The sequence below is a fragment of the Malonomonas rubra DSM 5091 genome (assembly GCF_900142125.1).
GTDB classification, from domain to species: domain Bacteria; phylum Desulfobacterota; class Desulfuromonadia; order Desulfuromonadales; family Geopsychrobacteraceae; genus Malonomonas; species Malonomonas rubra.
The window spans coordinates 16,304-38,053 of the sequence record NZ_FQZT01000018.1; the positions used below are offsets into that span (position 1 = coordinate 16,304).

A 21,750-nucleotide genomic window follows, 5' to 3' on the forward strand; every position below is an offset into this window, starting at 1 on the left:
GGAGGCATTACAGATGGACTTATTGAGCTATTTCAGTGATTTGAACAATTTTATAAATAAAGAGTCGTTTGTTGACGTCATCCAGGCGCTGCTGATTCTTCTGGTCGGCTATGTTGTCGCGAAGATTGCATCAAAATCAATCGGCAAGCTTGTCAAGAAACATGCCTCGACCCATCAACATCTGCTGCTGCAAAGGGCCGTATTCTATCTGCTGTTCCTGATTTTTGCCGTTGCGGCACTCAGGGAAATGGGCTTTGAATTGTCTGTCCTGCTCGGCGCTGCCGGTATTTTATCTGTGGCGATCGGCTTCGCCTCACAGACTTCGGCGTCGAACCTCATCAGTGGCCTGTTCCTGCTCGGTGAACGTCCCTTCGGCGTCGGCGATATCATCAGGGTTGGCAATACCACCGGCGAGGTCTTGTCGATCGACCTGCTGGCAGCCAAGCTGCGCACCTTTGATAACCTGTATGTGCGGATTCCGAACGAAACGATGCTCAAGTCGGAAGTGACCACCCTGACGAGATTTCCGATCCGGCGCCTCGACCTGCAGATCGGTGTCGCCTACAAGGAGAATATCGAAAAGGTCCGGGAGGTGCTGTTCGGCGTGGCTGAAAGAAACCCTCTCAGCTTAGAAGAGCCGAAACCGCTGTTCATCTTTCAGGGGTTCGGTGAGTCGGCTTTAAACATCCAGTTTTCGGTCTGGACAAAGCGGGAAAATTTTCTCGACCTGAAAAACAGCATTCAGTATGAGATTAAGTTGGCGTTTGATGAGCACCAGATCGAGATACCTTTCCCGCACATGACCCTTTATACCGGCAGCGTCACCGAACCGTTTCCGATCAGACTGGTGCCAAACAACTCAGAACAGCAGGAAACGGTAGACTGTGTAACCGGCTCTCCAGGAGAATAACTTCGATGTTGATCCCAATACTTGCCGTTGTTTGCGGGTTGATTCTGCTGGTCTGGAGCGCTGACCGCTTTGTCGAGGGGTCCGCCTCTGTTGCCGGGTATTTCGGTATGCCACCGTTACTGATCGGAATGCTGATCGTCGGCTTTGGCACCTCGGCTCCAGAGATGGTGGTTTCCTCGCTTTCTGCCGCGCAGGGGAATCCCGGCATCGCCTTAGGCAATGCCTATGGCTCAAACATCACCAACATCGCTCTGATTATCGGCCTGACAGCATTGATCAGTCCTATAACCGTTCATTCCCAGGTGTTGAAAAAAGAATTGCCGATTCTGACTCTGGTTACGGTGTTGGCGGCCTGGCAACTGTGGGACGGTCAGATCAGCCGCTTCGACGCAGTCATGCTCCTGCTCTGTTTCGCAGCTCTGGTCGCCTGGGCGATCTGGCAGGGGATGAGAAAGAAAGGCGATTCCTTGGGGCTGCAGATGGAACAGGAGCTTGATCAGCGCGACAAGCCACTTGGCTGGTCATTGTTCTGGTTGTTCATCGGCTTGCTGCTGCTGGTGGCCAGTTCCCGACTGCTGGTCTGGGGCGCGGTCGAAATCGCTCATGGTTTTGGGGTCAGTGATTTGATCATCGGCTTGACAATCATTGCCGTGGGAACCTCCCTCCCGGAGTTGGCCTCTTCCATCATCGCGACCCGTAAAGGTGAGCATGACATCGCGCTGGGGAACGTACTCGGCTCAAACCTGTTCAATACTCTCGCCGTTGTCGGTATCGCCGGGACGATTCATCCGTTAACCATTCCGCCTGAAGTGTTGTCGCGTGACCTGTCAACCATGTTCATACTGACCCTTTCCCTCTTTGTTATCTGCTACGGTTTCAAAGGCCGAACCGGCCAGGTGAATCGTGTGGAAGGTGCAATTCTCTTAGCTGTTTTTCTGGGCTATTCGGCGTACCTCATAGCCAGTGTGATTCTGCCCTGAATTTATCGATTCGTTCTTTATCGCTTACTCGATTTGTGAACCAGGAGAGTCTATGGAGATTTTGATTTGGTTGGGAATTCTTTTTTGTATCAGCCAGTCAGCCATTTTTTCAGGGTTAAACCTGGCTTTTTTCGGCATCAGCCGGCTGCGCCTGGAAGTCGAAACGAGTCATGGTAATCAGGCCGCATCCAAGGTTCTGAGACTACGGGAGGACTCGAACTTTCTGCTGGTGACGATTCTTTGGGGGAACGTCAGTATCAATGTTTTGCTCACCCTGCTGTCCAATTCGGTCATGACCGGAGTGATCGGTTTTCTTTTCTCAACCTTTGTTATCACTTTGGCGGGAGAGATCGCGCCACAGGCATATTTTTCCCGCCATGCGCTGCGTATGGCTTCTCTGCTCAGTCCGGTACTTAGATTCTACCAGTTGTTTCTCTTCCCGGTGACCAAGCCTTCTGCGATGCTGCTCGATGCCTGGCTGGGCAAGGAGAGTATTCAGTATTTTCGGGAAAAGGATATCCGGGAAATCCTGCGTCGTCATGTCGCTGCCGATGAAACGGATGTAGAGCCGGTTGAGGGGATTGGCGCAATGAACTTTCTTGCTATCGATGATCTGATGGTGATCGACGAAGGCGTTGATCTTGTTCCGGGAAGCATCCTGCCACTGGAAGAACGGGATGGTAAACTTGCCTTTCCACAGTTCGAAAAATCAAAGGACGATTCATTTGTTCAGGCAATTTCGCTCTCGGAGAAAAAATGGGCGGTATTGACCGATTCCAGCGGAAATCCACGGTTTGTTCTGGATACGGATAAATTTCTTCGAGGCGTTTTACTGGGACCTAGCCACTTCAATCCTTGGAGCTGCTGTCACAGTCCGATCGTTGTCAAAGACCTGAAGATCCCTTTGGGAGAAATTATTGTCCTTCTGAAAGGGCTCTACAGCCATACAAGCGATGAACCGATCGATAAAGATGTCGTGCTGGTCTGGGGTGAGAAAAAACGGATTATTACTGGAGCAGATATTCTTGGGCGGTTGCTAAAAGGGATAACTAAGCTCACCCCCTCTACCTGAAGTTGACGATATCAAACCAGCACATAAAGGAGTGACCATGATTGCGGCCAAACAGTCCTCCCCGTACTGGTCCGATCCCAGTTTTAGCTGCTTATCTTGATTGCTTCCGCATGCAGCACCATAATCATGGGCAACCAGCGGCATAGGTAATAAATTATCCCAACTTCCAGCACGTTTTTGAAAAACGCCTACAACCCCTTTTTTTCAAAAAACCTGAAAAGAGCTAGTCCACCCAAAATTGCGATTATGATAATTATCCAGTGATTGACTCCCAATACTCCAGGGAGGGATATTTTTCCAAAATCCCCCCAGGTCAGGACTGTCTTTTTCATAAAGGGAAAAGTTTCGGCAAACAGTGCTGCCCCTGCCAGCATTCCAAAGATTCCCCAAAGCGCATCCCAGCGGCCTTCTGCCAGGGCTCCGGCGGATGTGCCAGGACAATAGCCAAGAAGCCCCCAGCCAATACCGAAGATCAATCCCCCTACGATGTTACCGCCCAGAACCGTTGCTTTTAAGCTTAGCTTTGCAAGCTCCAAGTCGACCAACAGATAAACCCCGACCATACCGACCAAGACACTAGACAACATAAATTTGATGATTGTCATGTCTTTAAATAGCAGCGCACCAAGCTGCTTGTCATAGCGGAGAACTCGACCTTTTTGCAGCAAAAAGCCGAACGCGATACCAGTCAAGAGTCCATAGATCAGCATTTTCATGACGGCCTCCCCCCGTAAATGATATGTGCGACAATAATTCCGCCGACAAAGAAGCAAGCCAGAGAAAGAAAACCGCTTACTGCTAGCTGGAGCGAACCGCTCAGCCCGTGACCACTCGGTCAGCCATCAGCCAATCGTGCGCCGTACATAGCGATAGTGCCACCTGAAAAAGCGAAGACCGCCCTCTTTACATTGCTCTCCGGACCAAAGCGCTGTTGCCATAAATCAGGCAACCCCTGCCATCGAAAAGATTTTGAAGTTTTCGCAGCGATGAAGGCACCAATAAATATGCCGACAACAAACATCCACTGCCAGTCGATTTTAGGAGTCGTTTTGATGAAATACTCCATTTGTGCTACGCGCTCGGGAGAGATGAGCTGTTCCAGCAAACCGACCGATCGAACAAATGTCGTAGATGCCCCCAAAAACTGTCCTGCGATCCAAACAGATAGCACTGACACAAGCCCTGAAAGGGCTCCGGCTAAATAAGGATTCCACCCCTTGTCTTCCTGATTTAACATTGAAAAACTCCTTTCCCCTCTTTGTCTGCACAATATAAAGCAAATGTCTGAATGTAATTATACGGCAAAACTTCGGCCATTCAATTTTCTAACGGCTTATTTACGAGGGGAGAGCAATTCGGCAATGCTACAACAGCTACCAGCTAGTAGTGATCGAGAAGCCGATCTTAAAGGTCCAATTCGTGACACCAAAAATCGACAAATCCGTTTTGCAAAATAAAATCTGGCTGGCCTGCAGGATTTGCAAATATAGGCATATTAGACGCTCAGGAGCCTGAGAAGATACTGGATGCGCTCGCAAAATGACTTCAAGGATTCTTCCTTCCTTTGTCGTTCGTTGCCCTCTGGAAACGCTTCAACCTGCTCCCGCAGGGAGGATGCCATACTCTCGCAGCGCCTCAGTTCGTCCTCAAGCATTCCATGAATGACTTTGTCTCTCTTCACCATTTTATGCCCTAAATCGTAACAAAATTAATGACCGATCATTGCTGGGACTTCTCTGTTTTAAAAAACGCGAGAAAGTAAAAGAATCCTTTACATAAATGCATTTTTTAAAATTTCCAGCCCGAGTGATAGCCCCCTTCGCAGACTGAGCAACGCTGCTCACAAGGGGGCTTTCGTAATGTTAGGCGGTGGCGTTTTTCATTGCCGTTATACGTCGATAAATTGTCGTCACCGAGACATCGAACTTTTCAGCCAGTTCTTCTTTAGTCAGCGCCTCTTCCTTGATCCAGGTAGCCAGTGATTCTTCTTCCAGTTCAGACAATTTGGGTTTGCGACCAAATTTAACTCCGGCAGCCATTGCCCGCTTTCGGCCTTCATTGATCCGCTCTGTGATCAGTTCCCGTTCAAATTCACCTATGACGGCCAGAACATGGAATATCAATCGCCCAGTCGGTGTTGATGTGTCCAGTTCCTGATCGAGAACCTGCAGATCGCAGTTTTTATCCTGAAGTGTCTGAGTGATCTGCATCAGGTCATGAACCGAGCGAGCAAGTCGATCCAACTTGGTGACAACAAAGACGTCACCGTTACGTACGTAGGCTAATGCTTCCTGGAGGGCGGGCCGGGATGCTCCGCGACGCCCGGAAACTTTCTCTTCGAAAATACGGTCACAATCTGCCAGCTTTTCCCGTTGGATACCTAAGTCCTGGGCATTTGTGCTGACACGAGCATAACCAACCTTTTGACCAACAATCATGATATGCCTCCTTTCTCCTTAAGAGTTTGGCCCCATAAGGTGTGGGCGGAGTCTGGAAACGCATATCAATGTTGAAATCCAGCTAAGATTTAGTGGTGGCAGACCTTCAAGCTCAGATGCTCAGAGCTACTACAGGCTCTAAGGATGCCAATGAAGTTTTTCAACGTGGGATTTCCACTTGGTCCGAGCATACGGCGAAGGCTTTTTTCATCTTTTTGAAGCTGCTCTGCAACAACAGTAAATGCCTCGGTTGCATTGAGATAGTCTCGAATCAAACTCTTGCCGGTATCAATGTCACCTTCAAGAAGAGCATTGGTTGCTTCTACGATTAGCTCTTCGCGGAACTCTTTATCTGCTTTGGCCCTTGCCATGACGGTGTCTTTAAAATTTCTTGTCAGGGGCATTCTAACCTCCCTTTTGCTCTTTTTTGCGCTGTTTAAAATCTTGCCAACGATTTTTCGCTGCTTCAATATCTGACTGCTGACGTTTTTTTGTTCCCCCAGCCAACAGAATCACAAGGGTTTGGCCATCGTAAGCAAAGTAGATTCGATAGCCGGGTCCAAAATCAATTTTGTATTCCTGGACTCCAGATCCAAGTGATTTGACATTGGATGTATTTCCAGCTTCGAGCCTTGCGAGTGCGGTGGTAATTTTTGCCGCAGCCCGAGCATTCAGCTTTAAAAACCAATCTGAAAAAGGGCTTTTGCCCTCCTCTGTCAGATACTCTTCAATTCTCATCACAACTCCACTTGGTTGCATAAATGTTACCATAATTCTTCTGTTTCAGCTATAAATAATCGAAACAGAAAGCTCTGCCCCAAAGATTTTCAGTTTTATAGGGCTTGATGTGGAAGCCATGGCAGGGGCAATGGAGTCCTTCTTTTCATTCAAAAAACCTGAAAGTCATTTTTGGTAATCGGCCCATATTAGTGAGCGCAAACAAAGTCTAGATTTTGAGGGGATATTTGGCAGGAAGAGCGGGTACAAACCACCCTGTTGAAAGTCAGAAAAACAGTTTTGGGACCGGGAAATCTTAGATTCGCGCAATACTGCTTATTTTTGCAAAAGAATGCCCCTGATTATTTCAGAGGCATTTGTCATGAAACTCACAACTTTTTAGATATCAAAACAGAAGACGCCCCTGTTCGTTCCGGGGCGTCCTTTTACAACAATTTTCGAGGCTCGATTGCCTATTCGAGTAAATATCCCCCGGCAAAGCCGGGGGGGGGGGGGCCTTACGTACTAAATAAAAAATCCCCAGTCAGCGAGAAGAGAAGCTGACCGGGGTAGAGGTGTTGCTTATGTTCTGCGGGTCTGGTTATTCAACCCAGTCGAAGGTTCTGGTGACAGCTTTTTTCCACATCTTGTAGTTATCGACGCGTGGGGTTTCGTCGTCGTTCGGCTCCCAGGTCTTGTCAATGCCCCAGTTCTGGCGCATTTCGTTGGTGTTTTTCCAGAAACCGACAGCCAGGCCGGCGGCGTATGCGGCACCGAGAGCAGTGCTTTCAGCAACCTTCGGTCGGGTGACCGGAACGCCGAGGACGTCTGCCTGGTATTGCATCAGCAGTTCGTTGGCAACCATGCCGCCGTCGACTTTCAGCGCCTGCAGTTTGACACCGGAATCCGCTTCCATGGCGTCGAGCACTTCGCGGGTCTGGTAGGCAACCGCTTCCAGAGCAGCGCGGGCAAAGTGGCCGCGGGTCAGGTAGCGGGTCATGCCGACGATAGCGCCGCGAGCGTCACTCTTCCAGTACGGAGCGAACAGGCCGGAGAAGGCCGGGACAAAGTACATGCCGCCATTATCTTCAACCATCCGAGCCAGATTTTCGACGTCAGCCGCGGTGTTGATCAGGCGCATCTGATCGCGCAGCCACTGAACAACAGCGCCAGCGATGGCGATGGAGCCTTCCAGCGCGTAGACGGTCGGCTCGTTACCGAACTTGTAGCAAGGGGTCGTCAGTAGGCCATTTTTAGATTGAACGATTTCGGTACCGGTGTTCAGCAGCATGAAGCAGCCGGTGCCGTAGGTGTTCTTGGCTTCACCAACGCTGAAACAGGTTTGACCAACCGTCGCAGCCTGCTGATCGCCGAGATCGCCGCAGACAGGAATTTTTCCGCCGAAAGGACCATTGTTGGCTGTGTAGCCGTAAACTTCCGGGTCACTCGAAGGGCGGATCGTCGGCAGCATCTTTCTCGGGACATCCATCAGCTCGCAGATGTCGTCGTTCCACTGTGTGCCTTCCAGGTTCATCAGCATGGTACGTGAAGCGTTGGTGACGTCGGTGACGTGTGCGCCGCCATTGATGCCGCCGGTCAATTTCCAGATAACCCAGGTGTCCATGTTGCCGAATATGGCATCGCCACGCATGGCAGCTTCACGTACACCTTCGACATTGTCGAGAATCCACTTGATCTTCGGACCGGAAAAATAGGTCGCCAGCGGCAGACCGGTCTGCTCGCGCAGGCGATCCTGGCCTTCGTCACCCATCAGTTCGTCACAGATCTTGTCGGTACGGGTGTCCTGCCAGACGATGGCATTATAGTAAGGCTGACCGGTATTCTTGTCCCAGACAACGGTTGTCTCTCGTTGGTTGGTAACGCCGATGGCGGCGATGTCCGAAGCAATCAGGCCGGCTTTTTCCATCGCATCGTGGATGACATCCTTGGTGCGCGACCAGATTTCGATCGGATCGTGCTCGACCCAGCCTGGCTTCGGGTAGATCTGCTCATGTTCCATCTGTGAGCTGGAAACCGGTTCACCGGCGTGGTTGAAAATCATGCAACGGGAACTGGTGGTACCTTGATCGATTGCAGCAACGTACTTGGCCATGTCTCTATTCTCCTTTGAATTACGTCAACGTTGAAGTCTGGTAATAAAATTACAGAAGTCCGATAGCTCCCTGATAGATGAATGCGCCGATAACCGCGCCGACCAGCGGGCCAACCACCGGAATCCAGGCATAGCTCCAGTCGGAATCACGTTTGTTGGGGATTGGCAGCAGTGCATGGGCAATACGCGGGCCGAGGTCACGGGCCGGGTTGATCGCGTAGCCAGTCGGGCCACCCAAAGATAGGCCCAGGCTGAAGACCAGGATACCGACAGCGTAAGGGCCAAAACCACTACCGATGCCGTTATTTTCGTGGAAGATTCCCAGTACGCCGATCATCAGCATAGCGGTACCGATCATTTCGCAGAGCAGGTTGCCAACGGTGCTTCGAATTGCTGGGCCGGTACAGAATACCGCCAATTTAAGGTCAGGATCTTCGGTCTGTTTCCAGTGTGGCAGGTAGGCTAGCCAGACGAGGACTGCACCGATAAAAGCGCCCGCGAATTGCCCGGCGAAATAGAGCAGGGCATCGCCGGCAGCGACTTTGCCGAGCGCTAAGAATCCGACTGTTACCGCCGGGTTGATGTGGGCGCCGCTGATCCAGCCGGCGATATATACGGCAATTGCAACGCCGAATCCCCAACCTGCAGTTATGACGATCCAGCCAGAGTTCTGCCCTTTGGAACGTTCCAGTAGAACGTTGGCAACCACGCCACCACCAAGCAGGATAAGTACGGCGGTGCCGATCAGTTCTCCGATAAAAATGCTCATGATGCTTTGCTCCTTAGTGCCTTGCTGACCGTGCGTCGTTGCAATTGGTCAGATGGGGTTGATCACTGTGGCTCAATAGCATGCGTCAGGTTTCAGTATACTCTGGATGCGAAATGTATACTATTGCGCCTCAAACGAAGTTCTAAAACGAACATTACTGCGCAAATGTTCATTTTGCAACAAAAAAATATGCGAAAAGGAAATAATTTGTCCATTGTTTTATTCGCATTCGAATATCTCCGTAAATAGATGTTGTATGATTTTCCCGGGCATAATCAATTTATCCAATAATTGCCGTAGCTTGCTTATATTACTGATTTTCCCTGTGGTTTAGGGCGTTTAAAGGGATGAGTAGCGTTTGCGAATTTGCTCTCGGTGATTTGTCGCTCGGAATGGGGTTGTTGGTTTGTTTTCGTTTTTGGTTGCTTGCTGATTAAGTAGTGGGAGAAAGCGAAAAGATATGTTAATTTTCAGCCCTGAAGTTGTAGCTGAAAACAATTTTATCGCTGATGTCGAGGCTCTTATGATTGATAGCAAAGAAAAAATAAAGCTCAATAAACGGCAAGAGCAGATTGTTGAAAAGGTTCAGCAGGAAGGGTTTTTGTCGGTCGAGTTTCTAACCCAAACATTCGATGTCACTCCTCAAACGATTCGGCGGGATATCAACGATCTGTGCGAGCATGGTCTGGCGCGGCGCTATCATGGTGGTGTCGGTCTGTCTTCGAGTGTTGAGAATGTTGCTTACGATACCCGCAAGGTTTTGCTGCAGGATGAAAAACGGCTGATCGCTCAGATGATCGCGGAGAAGATACCGGACGGCGCTTCAATCTTTATCGATATCGGCACCTCAACCGAAGAGGTGGCAAAGGCATTGCGCGATCACCAGCAGCTTCGGATTATCACCAACGATTTGAATGTTGCGACAATTCTCAGCGGTAATCCGACCTGCGAAGTGATTGTCGCTGGTGGGGTTGTCAGGCATCGTGATCGCGGCATCACCGGTGAGGCGACCATCGATTTTATTCGTCAGTTCAAGGTTGATTTCGGGATTATCGGCATTTCGGCAATCGACCTGGATGGCAGTCTGCTCGATTTCGATTATCATGAAGTACGGGTTGCACAGGCAATTATCGAAAATTCCCGGAAAATTTACCTGGCGGCGGACCATTCCAAATTCAGCCGCAGCGCTCTGGTCCGGCTCGGAAGCATTTCGCAGATCGATGGGTTGTTCACCGACCAGATGCCGCCGGAAGAAATCGTCCAGATTCTGCGGGAACAGAACGTTGCGCTGTATATCCCTGAGAGCCCGACTGAAGCGACCGATTGATTTAAGCGACTGTGGCAATAAAAAAGGAGGCCTGTATTCCAGGGCCTCCTTTTTTAGTTTTAAGTGCGCATAGGGTAGATCGTTGCGAGACAACAATGAACTGGTTTGAACGCCAGCTCTCGCCACTGACAGCGCCTTTTTGCCAGTGCGTGTTGCAGGTTATTTTATACGTCGCTCTCGGGGCACGTGGCGACTGTTGAATTCGCCAAACGCTTTAAGCGTATGAGCGGAAACACCCCTTTTCTGTCTCTCCATCTGCGGCAATAGCGGCAGATTAAGTTTTCTGCGCAGCAGGTTTGAAATGGAATCGCCGCTCTTGGCTGCCATGCCGAGCAGGACTTCCTTCTCTGAATCGTCGATGCGAAAAGAGATGACATGTTGTTTGCTGTTCGCTTCTTTCTTTCTCATCTGTTGACTCCTGCCCGTTGTCGGCCCGCTAGGATTTTTCGGCGATAAACTCAACCAGATCTAGCACCCGGTTGGAATAACCCCACTCGTTGTCGTACCAGCAGAGCACTTTCACCAGATTGTCCCCGATAATGCTGGTCGACAGGCCGTCAACGATCGATGAGGCCGGGTTGCCGTTGAAATCCTTGGAGACCAGCGGCAGTTCACAAAATTCCAGAATCCCTTTTAGCGGCCCTGCGGCAGCATCTTTTAGGGCCGCATTGACCTGTGCGACACTGGTCGGCTTTTCGGTTTCGACCACCAGGTCGACAACTGAAACGTTCGGTGTCGGCACCCGGATTGCCATTCCGTCCAGTTTGCCTTTCAGTTCCGGCAGGACCAGGGATACCGCTTTTGCGGCACCGGTACTGGTCGGGATCATCGACATGCCGGCAGCACGCGCGCGGCGTAGGTCGGAATGAGGCAGGTCGAGAATCTTCTGGTCGTTGGTGTAGGCGTGGATCGTGGTCATCAGCCCTTTGACGATGCCGAATTCGGCAGCCAGAACCTTGGCGACCGGTGCCAAGCCATTAGTGGTACAGGAGGCGTTGGAGATGACCTGATGGCTGGCTGGATCGTAGTCGTCCTGATTGACACCCATGCAGACGGTCAGGTCGACATCTTTACCCGGTGCGCTGATGACAACTTTTTTCGCGCCTGCTTCAAGGTGTTTCGCTGCGCCGTCGCGGTTGGTGAAAAAACCGGTCGATTCGATGACAATATCGACGCCAAGCTGCTTCCAGGGAAGTTTGGCCGGGTCGCGTTCCTTCAATACCTGAATCGGTTTTCCGGCAACCCGCAGGGCATCCTCTTCGACCTGGACATCGGCGCTTAGGATGCCATGTACCGAATCGTATTTCAGCAGGTGACCGAGGGTTGCAGCATCGGTCAGATCGTTGATTGCGACGATTTCAAAAGCAGAAGAATCGAGAGATGCACGAAGAACGTTGCGGCCGATGCGGCCAAAGCCATTGATGGCGACTTTACAGCTCATAATTTGGGACTCCTATTAAGGTGTTGAATATGGATAAGGTTATTTGTTTTCGGCACCGGTCAGGGTGTGGACTTTCAATAGATTGGTTGTGCCGGGGGCCGAAACGGGGCTGCCCATAGTGATGACCACAACATCATCTGGCTTGAGGACTCCGGCATCGATCGCGGCAATTTCCATGGCGTGAATCTGCTCCTCGGTATTTTGTACGTTGGCCACCGAAATTGACTGGACGCCAGCGTGCAATGCCAGTTGGCGGCGCACGGTCAGGCTTGGAGTGACTGCATAGATCGGCAGGCTCGGGCGGTATTTGGCGACCAGCGCGGCGGTGCTGCCGGTTTGGGTGAAGGCGAGAATCGCTGCTGCGGAAACGTTTTCCGCAACGTGGCAGGCCGCCTGGCCGATGGCGTCTGCCTGCTGTTCGGCGCCGCTTGTTGCCGGTGATGGTTGGAAGGTGGATTCGCGCAACAGTGGATCGCTTTCCACGTCCACGGCGACCCGGACCATCAGTGAAACCGCTTCCAGCGGGTACTTGCCTGCTGCGGTTTCGGCCGAGAGCATCACCGCGTCGGTGCCATCCATGATGGCGTTGGCGACATCGGAGGTTTCAGCGCGGGTTGGGCGTGGGTTGTCGATCATGCTTTCCAGCATCTGGGTCGCAGTGATGACCGGCTTCCCGGCTTGATTGCATTTACGGATGATCTGCTTCTGTAGCAACGGAACCTGTTCTGGAGGGATTTCCACGCCCAGATCACCGCGTGCGACCATGATCCCGTCGGCCGCTTGGAGGATGTTGTCGAAATCATCAATCGCCTGGGGTTTCTCGATTTTAGCGATCACCGGGATGTTCGCCTGGGCGATGTGTAGCCGCTCTTGCAGGTTTTTTACGTCATCAGCGTGGCGGACAAAAGACAGCGCCAGGAAATCGACCTCTTCTTTGATGCAGAAAGCGAGGTCGGCCAGATCCTTTTCGGTGAGGCAGGGAACTGAAACGCTGGCGCCGGGAAGATTGATCCCTTTGCAGTCTTTTAGTTTTCCGCCGTGAACCACCCGACAGGAAATCTCTGTCTCTTCGATCTTTTCCACGATCAGTTCGAGCATGCCATCGTCGAGAAGAATTCTTTCCCCGATTGCGACATTGCCCGGTAGTTTCGGATAGCGGGCCGGAATCAGTCCCTCTTTACCGATCAACTCACGGGTGGTGATGGTCACCTGCTGATTTTTGATGAGGTGCTGGCTGCCGCCCTCCATCAAGCCGGTGCGGATTTTGGGTCCCTGTAGATCTGCCAGGATTGCGACCGCCTGTTGACGTTGTTCGGATAGCGCGCGGATGCGGCGGATCAGCATCGCTTTACTGTTCAGGTCGCCATGGGAAAAATTGAGACGAAAAACGTCGACCCCGGCGACCATAAGCTCTTGCAGTTGTTCGGGCGATTCGCAGGCCGGGCCGACGGTTGCGACAATTTTAGTGCGGCGATGCATATTTGTTTCTCCTTGTGCGGCTCGGGATGCGCGCTGGCTGTCTTGCTGCTGCTTGGTTACAGGGCGACGTGCAGTCGTTCGGTTGCAAGCTCCAGTTCTTTTCCGCACTGTTGCTGGTCCCAGCCCAGCTCTTTGGCCATGATTTCGATGACCCGAGGCAAAACCTGTGCAGCAGCAGCTTTGTCGATCAGGGCCAGCGGCAGGCGACGTGCCAGGACGTCAATCGCGTGGGCGGCAAATTCGTAGCGGGTGGCAAAAAGAACTTCGGCTTCGATAAATGGATGTTTTGGATGTAGGCGCTCTGCGAGGTTCTTTTGGCTTAACTCGGCGACCTGTTCGGCTTGATCACCATAGGCGCGGTTCAGGTTGTAGCTGACGTCTTTTTCGAAGCCGTATTTGGTGGTCAGTTGTTGGTCGCCCTGGCTCTTGTAATTGACCCCACCGATGACCGAAATATGATTGGTTTCGCAGGGATTGGCCGGGGCAAGATTCCAGCCGGCAACCGCTTGATCGACAGTATCTTCGGCCATGCGGCGGTAGCTGGTCCATTTGCCGCCAACAATTGTCAGCAGGCCGGCATCGCTCATCGAGATAACATGATCGCGCACCAGGTTCGAGGTGTCGGCCGCATCGGGATCGGCGACCAGTGGCCGCAAGCCAGACCAGGTTGCTTTTATGTCGTCGCGAGTCGGTTGCAGATCAAAGTATTTGCCGACATGCCGTAGCAGGTAATCGATTTCTTCATCGCTGGCTTTGGGGTGTTCGGTGATTTTTGCCGGATCGTCAGTGGTGCCGATCAGTGCGTGTCCCTGCCATGGCAGAACAAACAGGACCCGGCCGTCCTCAGTTTTCGGAATCATCAGGCCGTTTTCTGGTGGCGAGAAGCGCTTGTCGAGGACGATATGAATTCCCGAACTGGCGGTGATGATCGGTTTGGTCGCGGGGTCGTCCATCTGTCTCAGGCGGTCACCGAAGGGGCCGGTGGCATTGATAACGCCCTTGGCGCGGACCGTCCATTGCTCGCCGGTCAGGCAGTCGCGTACGACGGCTCCACTTACCTTGCCATTTTCTTTGTGAAGGTCAGTCACTTCGACATGATTTGCGATAACTGCGCCACGCTGCTCTGCGGTTCTGGCGAGAGCGACAGCCATGCGGGCATCGTTGAATTGACCGTCGTAATAGAGGATTCCGGCTTTAAGGCCTTCGGCTTTGACCATCGGGAAGCGTTCCAGAGTCGCTTTGCGACTGAGCAGACGACTGCTGCCGAGGCGCATTTTACCCGAAAGGATATCGTAGAGTTTCAGGCCGGTGAAAACCATGGGGACATCCAGCCATTTATAGAGTGGGGTGACAAACGAAATCCGGTTTGACAGGTGGGGCGCATTTTTGAGGAGGACGCCACGCTCGTGGAGGCCTTCTTTGACCAGGTCGTATTGGGCCTTGTTCAGCCCCTTGACCGCTTTTTCCAGATAGCGGACACCGCCATGGACCAGCTTGGTGCTGCGGCTACTGGTGCCTTCGGCAAGATCCATTTTTTCAACCAGAGCAACTTTTAGTCCGCGTGCCGCTGCATCGAGGACAATGCCGCAACCGGTGGCGCCGCCGCCGACAACCAGAAGATCAAAGGGCTGTTCCTGTTTAAGGGTATCGAGGGTCTGCTGTCTTTTCATGTCGGTCTCCCTGGTTGGGCGTAAAATTGAGCTCCGTAGTGCTTGCTGGAGTTAATGTTCGTTTACGATCATATTCCGACTTAAAAATGTTTGCAAGCGAAAATCGAACATTAGTTTAGTAAATCTTCAGAATGTTTCTATGGGCCCATTTAGGAAGGGTCTCAGATCATGTTCGAGAAATAGCTAGTTACTAAAAATCGATGACTTGACTAGCTTTTTTCGTTTTCAATAATAGCCCAGAGAGATAGGCCAGCGTTTCATCTTATGTTCGTACGAAAAGCAAATATTTTCGTTTAGGAAATTATTTTACAGATTTTCCTTGACCTGTTAGCAAAGTCTTCTATGCTTTCAGGCGGTAACAGATATTTTTGTTTCTCTATTTACGTAGGAAGGGAGCAGGATCAATGAAGTGCTATGAGTGCGCAAAAGATGGAAATAGTTCGGACGCAGTTGCTGTCTGTGCTGTCTGTGGGATGGGATTGTGTATGGACCATGCTATAGAGAAGGATGTGCCGCTGGTGCAGAGAACTTCAGGTTGGGTTGACCATAAAATTATTCATATTCTCTGCAGTAAATGTGCAGCAGTGAAATCGTTGACCAGCTGATCACCTTTATCTCTGTTGATTTTTGAAGGCCCCGCGATTTACAGCGGGGCCTTTTATTTTGGCTGTGTGCGTGGATTGAGTTGATTTTGAAAATTGCTGTAGACCGTTTGTTGGTGAGGTCTTGATCTGTTATTGCATATTATGACTGAAAGCGGCCACCCCGTTATGATGTGAAACCCTCCGGGCATTATTGCGTGAAACCCGCCACCTATTATGAAGCAAAACCACCACCCCATTTTTTACGAGGTGGTGGCTCTTCAAAAACTCACGAATTCTGCGATGGCCCCTGCCTTAGGTTAGGAAAACAAGGCGGGGACTTTTGTGTCCCCAACTGAACCTCTTGCCCGCCTACACAGCCTCCCTGGTAAATATTCACTCTACTCTGGCAAATGCATTATTTGCTAATTGCCACCATGTCGTTCTTGGTACGACCTCGTTTTCCGACACCGCTTGCCCAATCTGCGGAGTTGCAACAGTTGCGTTCTGGCGTTCAGCTTCTGTCAGCAACCTTTCGATGGGTTCTGTCCAGGCATGCATGGACAAATTGAACTGTCCCCAATGGATTGGCAGCAAAACCTTACCCTGAAGATCAAGATGAGACTTTACCGTTTCCTCCGGCATCATGTGTATTTCCGACCAGGCTTCGTTATAGGCCCCTGATTCCAGCATGGTGATATCGAAAGGACCATACTTTTCACCTATCTGCTTGAATCCGTCAAAATAGCCGGAGTCGCCACCAAAGAAGACTCTATGTTGTTCGTTTTGAATTACCCAAGAAGCCCACAGAGTATTGTTCCTGGCCAGCCAGCGTCCTGAAAAATGACGTGCCGGAGTCGCTGTTAACTTCACTGCACCATTTGTATGTTCGTCCCACCAGTCCAACTCAACGATCTTGTATTGCGGGACACCCCAACGCTCCAAGTGTGCTGCAACGCCTAATGGAACATAGAACATTGACGTCTTATCAATAAGCGCTTTGATACTTGGGTAATCGAGATGATCATAATGGTCGTGTGAGATCAATACGATATCGACTTTAGGTAAATCCTGGATTTTTAGCGGCATATCGATGTCAAAACGCTTCGGCCCTAAAAAAGGGAAAGGTGAAGCTCGGTCGCTAAACATCGGGTCGGTGAGAATGATCTGCCCATCCATTTCGATCAGGCACGTGGAATGTCCCAGCCAGGTCACGCGCAAACCTTCTCCTGCCCCAATGCGTTCTGCTTCGACCGAAACGGAAGGCAGGACAACTTTCGGTTCTCTTGTTTGCTGGTCGGTGAAAAACTCTATCAACGAGCCCAGCCGGTTTCCTGAAGAGGTGCTTACTCGGGTTGGAACGGGGTTGATGAATTTTCCGTCTTTGAAGTTAGAGGAATGCTTCATTTTTCCTTCGTTTCCTGATGCCCCCAACTGGGGAGCACAGGCCGTAAACAACAATGCTGTAGCTACAAGCCCAACAACAAGACATAGAGTCATTTTGATAGCTTTCTTCATTTTACCTTTCCGGCCCGCGCTGGGATCAACAAAATCATCGACAATAAGCACCCGAGTCCGCTCAGAGCAACCACCAGGCCCAACGGCCACGCAGTGCCATCGGCCCACAAACCCACCAATCCGGAACCAAAGATGCCGCTACCGTACTGAACCGCACCGGTCAACGCGGAAACGGCTCCGGCCCGTTGCGGAAAGTCAGCTAGCGCGCCAGCAATCGAATTCGCGACAATCAAACCCGTCGTTGAGGCGAAGAAGAACAGTGGCACAACCAGACCCCACAGCCCACCCAAGTCGTTGTATGCGACAACACCGGCCCAAACACCCGTGAGCATGGCCATCAATGTTCCATATAGCAGAATCTGGTCATAACCGAAACGAACGACTAGCCACCGGTTCAATACGTTCGCGGCCATGATCCCGATGATTCCGAGACCGAACAACAAACCATAGAGTTGAGCCGGAAAATGATAGTAGCTGATATAGACAAAAGGGGTTCCAGCGACATAAGCAAACATACCGGCATAGAGGAAGCCGCCAGCGCCGAGATAACCAAGCAAGCGACGGTTCTTCAATAGTTCCACATAGCGCAACAGTGCCTTGGCAAGTGGTTCCGGATTGCGGCTCTGTGCAGGAAGGGTTTCTGGAATGGTGTAAAGTGCGCCCAAGGTTACAACACCGACTGCGACCAGCACCCAGAAGATGGCTCGCCAACTGGACATCGCAGCAATCTGGCCACCAACTAACGGCCCAACCAAGGGCATGATAGCCATGACTGTGATCAAGGTTGACAGCATCTGAGCAGCCTTGGTTCCCTGATACAGATCACGCACCATGGCGCGAGAGAGAGCAACACTGGCGCAAGCACCAAGAGCCTGCACAATCCGCCAGCCAATCATCGTGAATACATCATTGGATAAGGCACATCCAGCCGAGCCCACGACAAATAAGATTAGCCCACTACCGACCGCTATCCTGCGACCGTAACGGTCGCTGATCGGCCCCCAGAACAATTGGCCAAAGCTGAAGCCAATCAGATAGCCCGAGATGGTCCATTCGATCATTCCCGAATCTGCCTGTAAAGATTGGCCCATGACCGGCATGGCAGGCAGATAAAGATCGGTAGAGATGGACGCAAAGCCCATTAACAGACTAAGAACTGAAAGTAAGTACCAGCCAGGAGTTAAGGGGATGGAAACGTCAGTTGTTCCCTCAGTTTTGGGGTATGACATGGTGGACACTATTTTCTCCAATATTTTTTATAGCGGTTGTTATCTTCTCAAAGGCGCTTCAACACCCGAATATGCCAGCACTCTGTCGGGCAAGCGTTGCCCGCGAACATCGATAGCCCTGACTGCCGCATTCAGTTCAGTGATTTCGGCAGAGGTGAATCGAACCTCGGTCGAGCCGATATTTTCCTGCATGTGCGCCATCACAGTCGTTCCGGGGATCGGCACGATCCAGGGCTTCTGCGCCATCAGCCAGGCAAGCGCGATCTGAGCAGGAGCCGCCTGCTTGCGAGCCGCCCAGTTCTTTATCAAATCAACCAGCTTGATGTTGTGAGCCAGGTTCTCCGGTGAGAATCTCGGAGTGATTGCACGAAAATCGCCAGTGGCAAAGCGCGTGTTAGCATCGTGCCAGCCGGTGAGTAATTGGCAGTCCAGCGGCCACCAGGGGACAAAGCCGATTCCCAATTCCTCGCAGAGCGGTATCACGTCCTTTTCCGGATCTCGGGTCGCCATCGAATACTCATTTTGAATCGCGGTCAGCGGCAACACGGCATGAGCACGACGGATCGTCTGCATGCCCGGTTCGGAAAGGCCCCAATGCAGAACCTTGCCTTCAGCCATGAGATCCTTGACCGCTCCGGCAACATCTTCTATCGGCACTTGCGGGTCAACGCGGTGTTGATAGAGAAGGTCTATATGGTCGGTCTGCAGTCGCTTGAGTGACCCCTCGACAGCACGCTTGATACGTTCGGGACGGCTGTTGAGTCCGGGGCCACGCTCACCAGTGTCAGGGTCGATGTTCCAACCGAACTTGGATGTGATTCTAACCTTGTCTCTGAACGGCTTAATAGCCTCGCCGAGAATTCGTTCGTTTTCGAACGGCCCGTATGCTTCAGCACTGTCGAAGAAAGTGATACCGCGATCAAATGCCTCGCGAAGGATACTGACCATTTCCGGACGGTACGGCACAGTAGTGTCATACTTGCGGTGCATGTTCTGGACACCGATACCGATGCTCGACACCCCAAGTGCACCGAGCCTGCGTTTCCCCAGATCCGTGGTCTGATGAGTATTGGCTACTCCTGTGCCCTCGGTGGAAGCCTGTCCTTCTTGAACCGAAACATGAGGCAGCAACGAAGCTGCGGCCACCCCTGCGCCTGCGCCTGCGAGAAGAAACTTGCGACGATTAAGTTGAGTGGACTCGCCCTTTTCGGTTGGATTGTTATGCAAGTTATCCATATTCATTACCTCCTCATCAGTGGTTTTATGGTTTTTTTTCGCTTTGGTCACTGAGCATATTGTTCATCACTGACATGCTCCATCCATTCCGCACTTTTGCCGTCAAGGTGTTCGACGATAGCGATATGGGTCATGCCTGAATCTGGTGCTGCCCCATGCCAATGCTTCTGGTTAGGTGGAATCCAGACCACATCCCCCTTCCTGATGGTTTCAACAGAATCACCCCAGCGTTGCACCAACCCGGTCCCTTCTGTGACGATCAGGGTTTGCCCCACAGATGTGGCTGTGCCAGGCGGTGCGGGAGCCAGGCTCAAAAATGACGTTAGCTCCGTAGACTCGCGCAGGAGCCTCCGCTCGGAACCGGGTGTCAATGCGTACTTTCCCGGTAAAATAATCAGCCGAACCCTCAGATGACGCGTTGTCCCTAGTGACCTGAATCGGTTTTGCCTGTTCCACAGGGGAACTGACGCCAAGCTTCTCGCTAAGGGCTTTGGCGGCCCTGTCAGCAGTGTCCGTGCCGACCTCCTGTCTGAGAACTGCAACGTAATCATCAAGCTGCGACTTGCTCAGCCCGACGTTCATGGAGACCCCAAGATGTGCTTTGAGTTGTGGCTCCGTCCCAGGCATCGCGGCCAGAATGCCGATGGTCACCAGTTCCCGCTCCTGATGGCTGAGGACATCTCGGTAGAAAACATCTGCAAATAAATGCTCCACTAAGAACTTGTCGATGATGGGGGTAAAGACCGGATACCCGCTGGTACGTTTCGATATATCCCTGCCAACTAACCCGTTACGGACCTTATGACCATAGGCATTTTGATCAAAATCGGCAGGCACGGCGGTTGCTTCCTTGCCAATTGTGTCTTTGATCCCTTGCTCTTTGCGTTTGTCCAAAACGGCTGAAAAAGTATTGATCCCATTCAGGGCGCGTGGAAAACCGGCATAAGCATAGGAATGAACAAGGATCTCTTTGATTTCGTTGACCGTCAAACCGGCGTCCAGCCCTTTGATAAAAGCGGCTTCCAGTTTTGGCAGGTTTCCGTTTGCGGTAAAGGCTGCGATGGGAATGATCCCTTTTTCCTTGCTACTCAAGGTCTTGTTTTCCTCAGCCTGTGCCTGGGAAAAGCTCACGGCAGAGACAAATACGACAATCAATGTCGTGATGATTTTTACGTAATTTTTCATATTCTTTCCTTCTAAGCAGTTCTCAGCGACTGCTGGTTTTGTTTAATTGCTTTTGCCAGAACTGGATCGCCAGATCGAGCCAGCCTTCGGCGTCTGTCCCCGTGCCGAGCCCGAAACCGTGACCGGCAGTTCTGTACCTTTGATACTCAACCTCTACTCCGGCATCGCGTAGATTTTTTACGCGCTTATCGACTGACGAGACGCTCGCGATACCGTCATTCGCGCTGCTTGTCATAAATGTCGGCGGGAAATCTTCCGAGAAGCTTGACTGTCCGGTATAGGCGATGACGACGGTCGATGGTTTTGGTAGATCCTCGCCCCCGTAGGCGGCAACACCGCTTAGAGCGATATGGCCAACCATTCTGGCCCCGGCAGAGCCACCCCACAGTGAATAACCGTCACGGCTCACCCCGAGTTCTTCTGCGTTCCTGAGAATGTAGCTGATAGCTGCCGCCAGATCCTGAGTCGCTTTTAGCTGGCTGCCGATGCGATACCTGATGACAAAGGCGTTGAGCATCTTTCGGCTGACTTCTGAGGCCAGGGGAAAACCTTCGTGAAGGGAACCGACATAGGAAAACCCTCCGCCAGGGCAGACAATCGCAAACGGTGCCCCCTTGGCTCCTCGATAGAAGAAGAGCCCGGTGTTCTCTTTATCGGGGTCCGCCAGTTTTTGCTGATCGGTGTAGAAATCGTAGAAGACAGTCCTGCTGTCGTTAACCTCATCAATCATGTGGTTCAGCGCCACCACAACGGTATCCGGGTTCACATGACCGTGATAGGGCATGAGCGAGCGTACATTGCTTAACGGCGTATCGAGGTAACGGATGTCACGTTCAGTCGGGAGCATGAGCTGGCTAAAGCCTTTAAAAGCCGGATGCTCCACAAGGTCACGAACAGACCCATCGGTCGTAAGGTGAGTATATTCACCTCCTCTCGCCTTCAAAGGTGTGCCAGTATTTGCATCCGCCATATCGATACCAGCCAAGCAACAGGCCAGAATAAGCATCAGGATAAAGAAGGCTTTGTTCATGGCCGCATGTCTTTGCTGTGGCTTGCTCATTCGGCTATGTCTCCTCGTGATAAGC

General features: G+C 51.6%; 20 protein-coding genes and 2 pseudogenes. 5 read left to right on the plus strand and 17 right to left on the minus strand.

Annotation, left to right across the window (positions count from 1 at the left end):
* Window positions 1-13: 13 nt before the first annotated feature.
* Genes BUB13_RS16205 through BUB13_RS16215 form a run of 3 tightly spaced genes read left to right on the plus strand, consistent with a single transcriptional unit; the run spans window position 14 to window position 2,962 of the window.
* Window positions 14-910 carry a mechanosensitive ion channel family protein gene (locus BUB13_RS16205; RefSeq protein ID WP_072909816.1) on the plus strand — a complete coding sequence of 299 codons (897 nt, stop codon included), beginning with the start codon at window positions 14-16 and terminating at the stop codon, window positions 908-910.
* 5 nt (window positions 911-915) lie between these two features.
* Window positions 916-1,890: a calcium/sodium antiporter gene (locus tag BUB13_RS16210; RefSeq protein ID WP_072909817.1), complete on the plus strand. Its 975-nt coding sequence runs from the start codon at window positions 916-918 to the stop codon at window positions 1,888-1,890.
* Window positions 1,891-1,942: 52 nt separating this feature from the next.
* Window positions 1,943-2,962, plus strand: coding sequence for a DUF21 domain-containing protein (locus BUB13_RS16215; RefSeq protein WP_072909818.1), 1,020 nt, complete (start codon window positions 1,943-1,945; stop codon window positions 2,960-2,962).
* Window positions 2,963-3,150: 188 nt separating this feature from the next.
* Here BUB13_RS16215 and BUB13_RS16220 read toward each other — a convergent pair whose 3' ends face one another.
* The 7 genes from BUB13_RS16220 to BUB13_RS16255 all read right to left on the minus strand — a co-directional run bounded on the left by BUB13_RS16220 (window position 3,151) and on the right by BUB13_RS16255 (window position 8,999).
* Window positions 3,151-3,678 (minus strand): DUF6691 family protein, encoded by a 528-nt coding sequence (locus BUB13_RS16220; protein WP_072909819.1) that lies wholly within the window; start codon window positions 3,676-3,678, stop codon window positions 3,151-3,153.
* Window positions 3,675-4,199: a YeeE/YedE thiosulfate transporter family protein gene (locus BUB13_RS16225; protein ID WP_153305046.1), complete on the minus strand. Its 525-nt coding sequence runs from the start codon at window positions 4,197-4,199 to the stop codon at window positions 3,675-3,677. Before BUB13_RS16225 ends, BUB13_RS16220 begins: the two co-directional genes overlap by 4 nt.
* Window positions 4,200-4,824: 625 nt before the next feature.
* Window positions 4,825-5,400: a recombinase family protein gene (locus BUB13_RS16235; RefSeq protein WP_072909821.1), complete on the minus strand. Its 576-nt coding sequence runs from the start codon at window positions 5,398-5,400 to the stop codon at window positions 4,825-4,827.
* A gap of 89 nt (window positions 5,401-5,489) precedes the next feature.
* Window positions 5,490-5,804, minus strand: a complete 315-nt coding sequence (locus tag BUB13_RS16240) for a transcriptional regulator (RefSeq protein ID WP_072909822.1) — start codon at window positions 5,802-5,804, stop codon at window positions 5,490-5,492.
* 1 nt (window position 5,805) lies between these two features.
* Entirely contained in the window at window positions 5,806-6,138 is a 333-nt protein-coding gene (locus BUB13_RS16245) for a type II toxin-antitoxin system RelE/ParE family toxin (RefSeq protein ID WP_072909823.1), read from the minus strand.
* 580 nt (window positions 6,139-6,718) lie between these two features.
* The gene (glpK, locus tag BUB13_RS16250) at window positions 6,719-8,230 is read right to left on the minus strand and encodes a glycerol kinase GlpK (RefSeq protein WP_072909824.1); all 1,512 of its coding nucleotides are present in this window, start codon (window positions 8,228-8,230) and stop codon (window positions 6,719-6,721) included.
* A 49-nt stretch (window positions 8,231-8,279) separates the two neighbouring features.
* Window positions 8,280-8,999 (minus strand): MIP/aquaporin family protein, encoded by a 720-nt coding sequence (locus BUB13_RS16255; RefSeq protein ID WP_072909825.1) that lies wholly within the window; start codon window positions 8,997-8,999, stop codon window positions 8,280-8,282.
* 523 nt (window positions 9,000-9,522) lie between these two features.
* Here BUB13_RS16255 and BUB13_RS16260 point away from each other — a divergent pair.
* Window positions 9,523-10,326: a DeoR family transcriptional regulator gene (locus BUB13_RS16260; protein WP_072909838.1), complete on the plus strand. Its 804-nt coding sequence runs from the start codon at window positions 9,523-9,525 to the stop codon at window positions 10,324-10,326.
* A 159-nt stretch (window positions 10,327-10,485) separates the two neighbouring features.
* Here the strand turns inward: BUB13_RS16260 and BUB13_RS16265 are convergent, their stop codons facing one another.
* From BUB13_RS16265 to BUB13_RS16280, 4 genes are read right to left on the minus strand one after another with little or no spacing between them, the layout of a single operon-like run.
* Window positions 10,486-10,734 (minus strand): hypothetical protein, encoded by a 249-nt coding sequence (locus BUB13_RS16265; RefSeq protein ID WP_072909826.1) that lies wholly within the window; start codon window positions 10,732-10,734, stop codon window positions 10,486-10,488.
* A gap of 28 nt (window positions 10,735-10,762) precedes the next feature.
* Complete coding sequence (gap, locus tag BUB13_RS16270) at window positions 10,763-11,767, minus strand: type I glyceraldehyde-3-phosphate dehydrogenase (protein ID WP_072909827.1); 1,005 nt, start codon at window positions 11,765-11,767, stop codon at window positions 10,763-10,765.
* A gap of 39 nt (window positions 11,768-11,806) precedes the next feature.
* Window positions 11,807-13,246: a pyruvate kinase gene (gene pyk, locus BUB13_RS16275; RefSeq protein WP_072909828.1), complete on the minus strand. Its 1,440-nt coding sequence runs from the start codon at window positions 13,244-13,246 to the stop codon at window positions 11,807-11,809.
* 56 nt (window positions 13,247-13,302) lie between these two features.
* On the minus strand, window positions 13,303-14,916 hold the full coding sequence (locus tag BUB13_RS16280; RefSeq protein ID WP_072909829.1) for a glycerol-3-phosphate dehydrogenase/oxidase: 1,614 nt from the start codon (window positions 14,914-14,916) through the stop codon (window positions 13,303-13,305).
* Window positions 14,917-15,320: 404 nt separating this feature from the next.
* Between BUB13_RS16280 and BUB13_RS19550 the strand changes: the two genes are divergently transcribed.
* Window positions 15,321-15,521 (plus strand): DUF2180 family protein, encoded by a 201-nt coding sequence (locus BUB13_RS19550; RefSeq protein ID WP_072909830.1) that lies wholly within the window; start codon window positions 15,321-15,323, stop codon window positions 15,519-15,521.
* Window positions 15,522-15,893: 372 nt separating this feature from the next.
* On the opposite strand, the gene BUB13_RS16290 is transcribed toward BUB13_RS19550, so the two are convergent.
* The 6 genes and pseudogenes from BUB13_RS16290 to BUB13_RS16310 form a co-directional block, all read right to left on the minus strand.
* Window positions 15,894-17,015 (minus strand): MBL fold metallo-hydrolase, encoded by a 1,122-nt coding sequence (locus BUB13_RS16290; RefSeq protein WP_072909831.1) that lies wholly within the window; start codon window positions 17,013-17,015, stop codon window positions 15,894-15,896.
* Complete coding sequence (locus BUB13_RS16295) at window positions 17,012-18,244, minus strand: multidrug effflux MFS transporter (RefSeq protein ID WP_084092226.1); 1,233 nt, start codon at window positions 18,242-18,244, stop codon at window positions 17,012-17,014. The genes BUB13_RS16290 and BUB13_RS16295 overlap by 4 nt, the downstream gene beginning before the upstream one ends.
* Before the next feature lie 39 nt (window positions 18,245-18,283).
* Entirely contained in the window at window positions 18,284-19,480 is a 1,197-nt protein-coding gene (locus BUB13_RS16300) for an aldo/keto reductase (protein ID WP_072909840.1), read from the minus strand.
* A 47-nt stretch (window positions 19,481-19,527) separates the two neighbouring features.
* Window positions 19,528-19,936, minus strand: a pseudogene (locus BUB13_RS19555) ((R)-mandelonitrile lyase).
* A gap of 84 nt (window positions 19,937-20,020) precedes the next feature.
* A pseudogene (locus tag BUB13_RS16305) lies at window positions 20,021-20,665 on the minus strand (carboxymuconolactone decarboxylase family protein); the annotation flags it as partial.
* Window positions 20,666-20,687: 22 nt separating this feature from the next.
* The gene (locus tag BUB13_RS16310) at window positions 20,688-21,725 is read right to left on the minus strand and encodes an alpha/beta hydrolase (RefSeq protein ID WP_208610193.1); all 1,038 of its coding nucleotides are present in this window, start codon (window positions 21,723-21,725) and stop codon (window positions 20,688-20,690) included.
* Between the last annotated feature and the right edge of the window lie 25 nt (window positions 21,726-21,750).

Coding starts and splice junctions, on each gene's coding strand:
- BUB13_RS16205 (WP_072909816.1), top strand. CDS start 14: ATGGACTTATTGAGCTATTTCAGTGATTTGAACAATTTTATAAATAAA.
- BUB13_RS16210 (WP_072909817.1), top strand. CDS start 916: ATGTTGATCCCAATACTTGCCGTTGTTTGCGGGTTGATTCTGCTGGTC.
- BUB13_RS16215 (WP_072909818.1), top strand. CDS start 1,943: ATGGAGATTTTGATTTGGTTGGGAATTCTTTTTTGTATCAGCCAGTCA.
- BUB13_RS16220 (WP_072909819.1), bottom strand. CDS start 3,678: ATGAAAATGCTGATCTATGGACTCTTGACTGGTATCGCGTTCGGCTTT.
- BUB13_RS16235 (WP_072909821.1), bottom strand. CDS start 5,400: ATGATTGTTGGTCAAAAGGTTGGTTATGCTCGTGTCAGCACAAATGCC.
- BUB13_RS16240 (WP_072909822.1), bottom strand. CDS start 5,804: ATGCCCCTGACAAGAAATTTTAAAGACACCGTCATGGCAAGGGCCAAA.
- BUB13_RS16245 (WP_072909823.1), bottom strand. CDS start 6,138: ATGAGAATTGAAGAGTATCTGACAGAGGAGGGCAAAAGCCCTTTTTCA.
- glpK (WP_072909824.1), bottom strand. CDS start 8,230: ATGGCCAAGTACGTTGCTGCAATCGATCAAGGTACCACCAGTTCCCGT.
- BUB13_RS16255 (WP_072909825.1), bottom strand. CDS start 8,999: ATGAGCATTTTTATCGGAGAACTGATCGGCACCGCCGTACTTATCCTG.
- BUB13_RS16260 (WP_072909838.1), top strand. CDS start 9,523: ATGATTGATAGCAAAGAAAAAATAAAGCTCAATAAACGGCAAGAGCAG.
- BUB13_RS16265 (WP_072909826.1), bottom strand. CDS start 10,734: ATGAGAAAGAAAGAAGCGAACAGCAAACAACATGTCATCTCTTTTCGC.
- gap (WP_072909827.1), bottom strand. CDS start 11,767: ATGAGCTGTAAAGTCGCCATCAATGGCTTTGGCCGCATCGGCCGCAAC.
- pyk (WP_072909828.1), bottom strand. CDS start 13,246: ATGCATCGCCGCACTAAAATTGTCGCAACCGTCGGCCCGGCCTGCGAA.
- BUB13_RS16280 (WP_072909829.1), bottom strand. CDS start 14,916: ATGAAAAGACAGCAGACCCTCGATACCCTTAAACAGGAACAGCCCTTT.
- BUB13_RS19550 (WP_072909830.1), top strand. CDS start 15,321: ATGAAGTGCTATGAGTGCGCAAAAGATGGAAATAGTTCGGACGCAGTT.
- BUB13_RS16290 (WP_072909831.1), bottom strand. CDS start 17,015: ATGAAGAAAGCTATCAAAATGACTCTATGTCTTGTTGTTGGGCTTGTA.
- BUB13_RS16295 (WP_084092226.1), bottom strand. CDS start 18,244: ATGTCATACCCCAAAACTGAGGGAACAACTGACGTTTCCATCCCCTTA.
- BUB13_RS16300 (WP_072909840.1), bottom strand. CDS start 19,480: ATGGATAACTTGCATAACAATCCAACCGAAAAGGGCGAGTCCACTCAA.
- BUB13_RS16310 (WP_208610193.1), bottom strand. CDS start 21,725: ATGAGCAAGCCACAGCAAAGACATGCGGCCATGAACAAAGCCTTCTTT.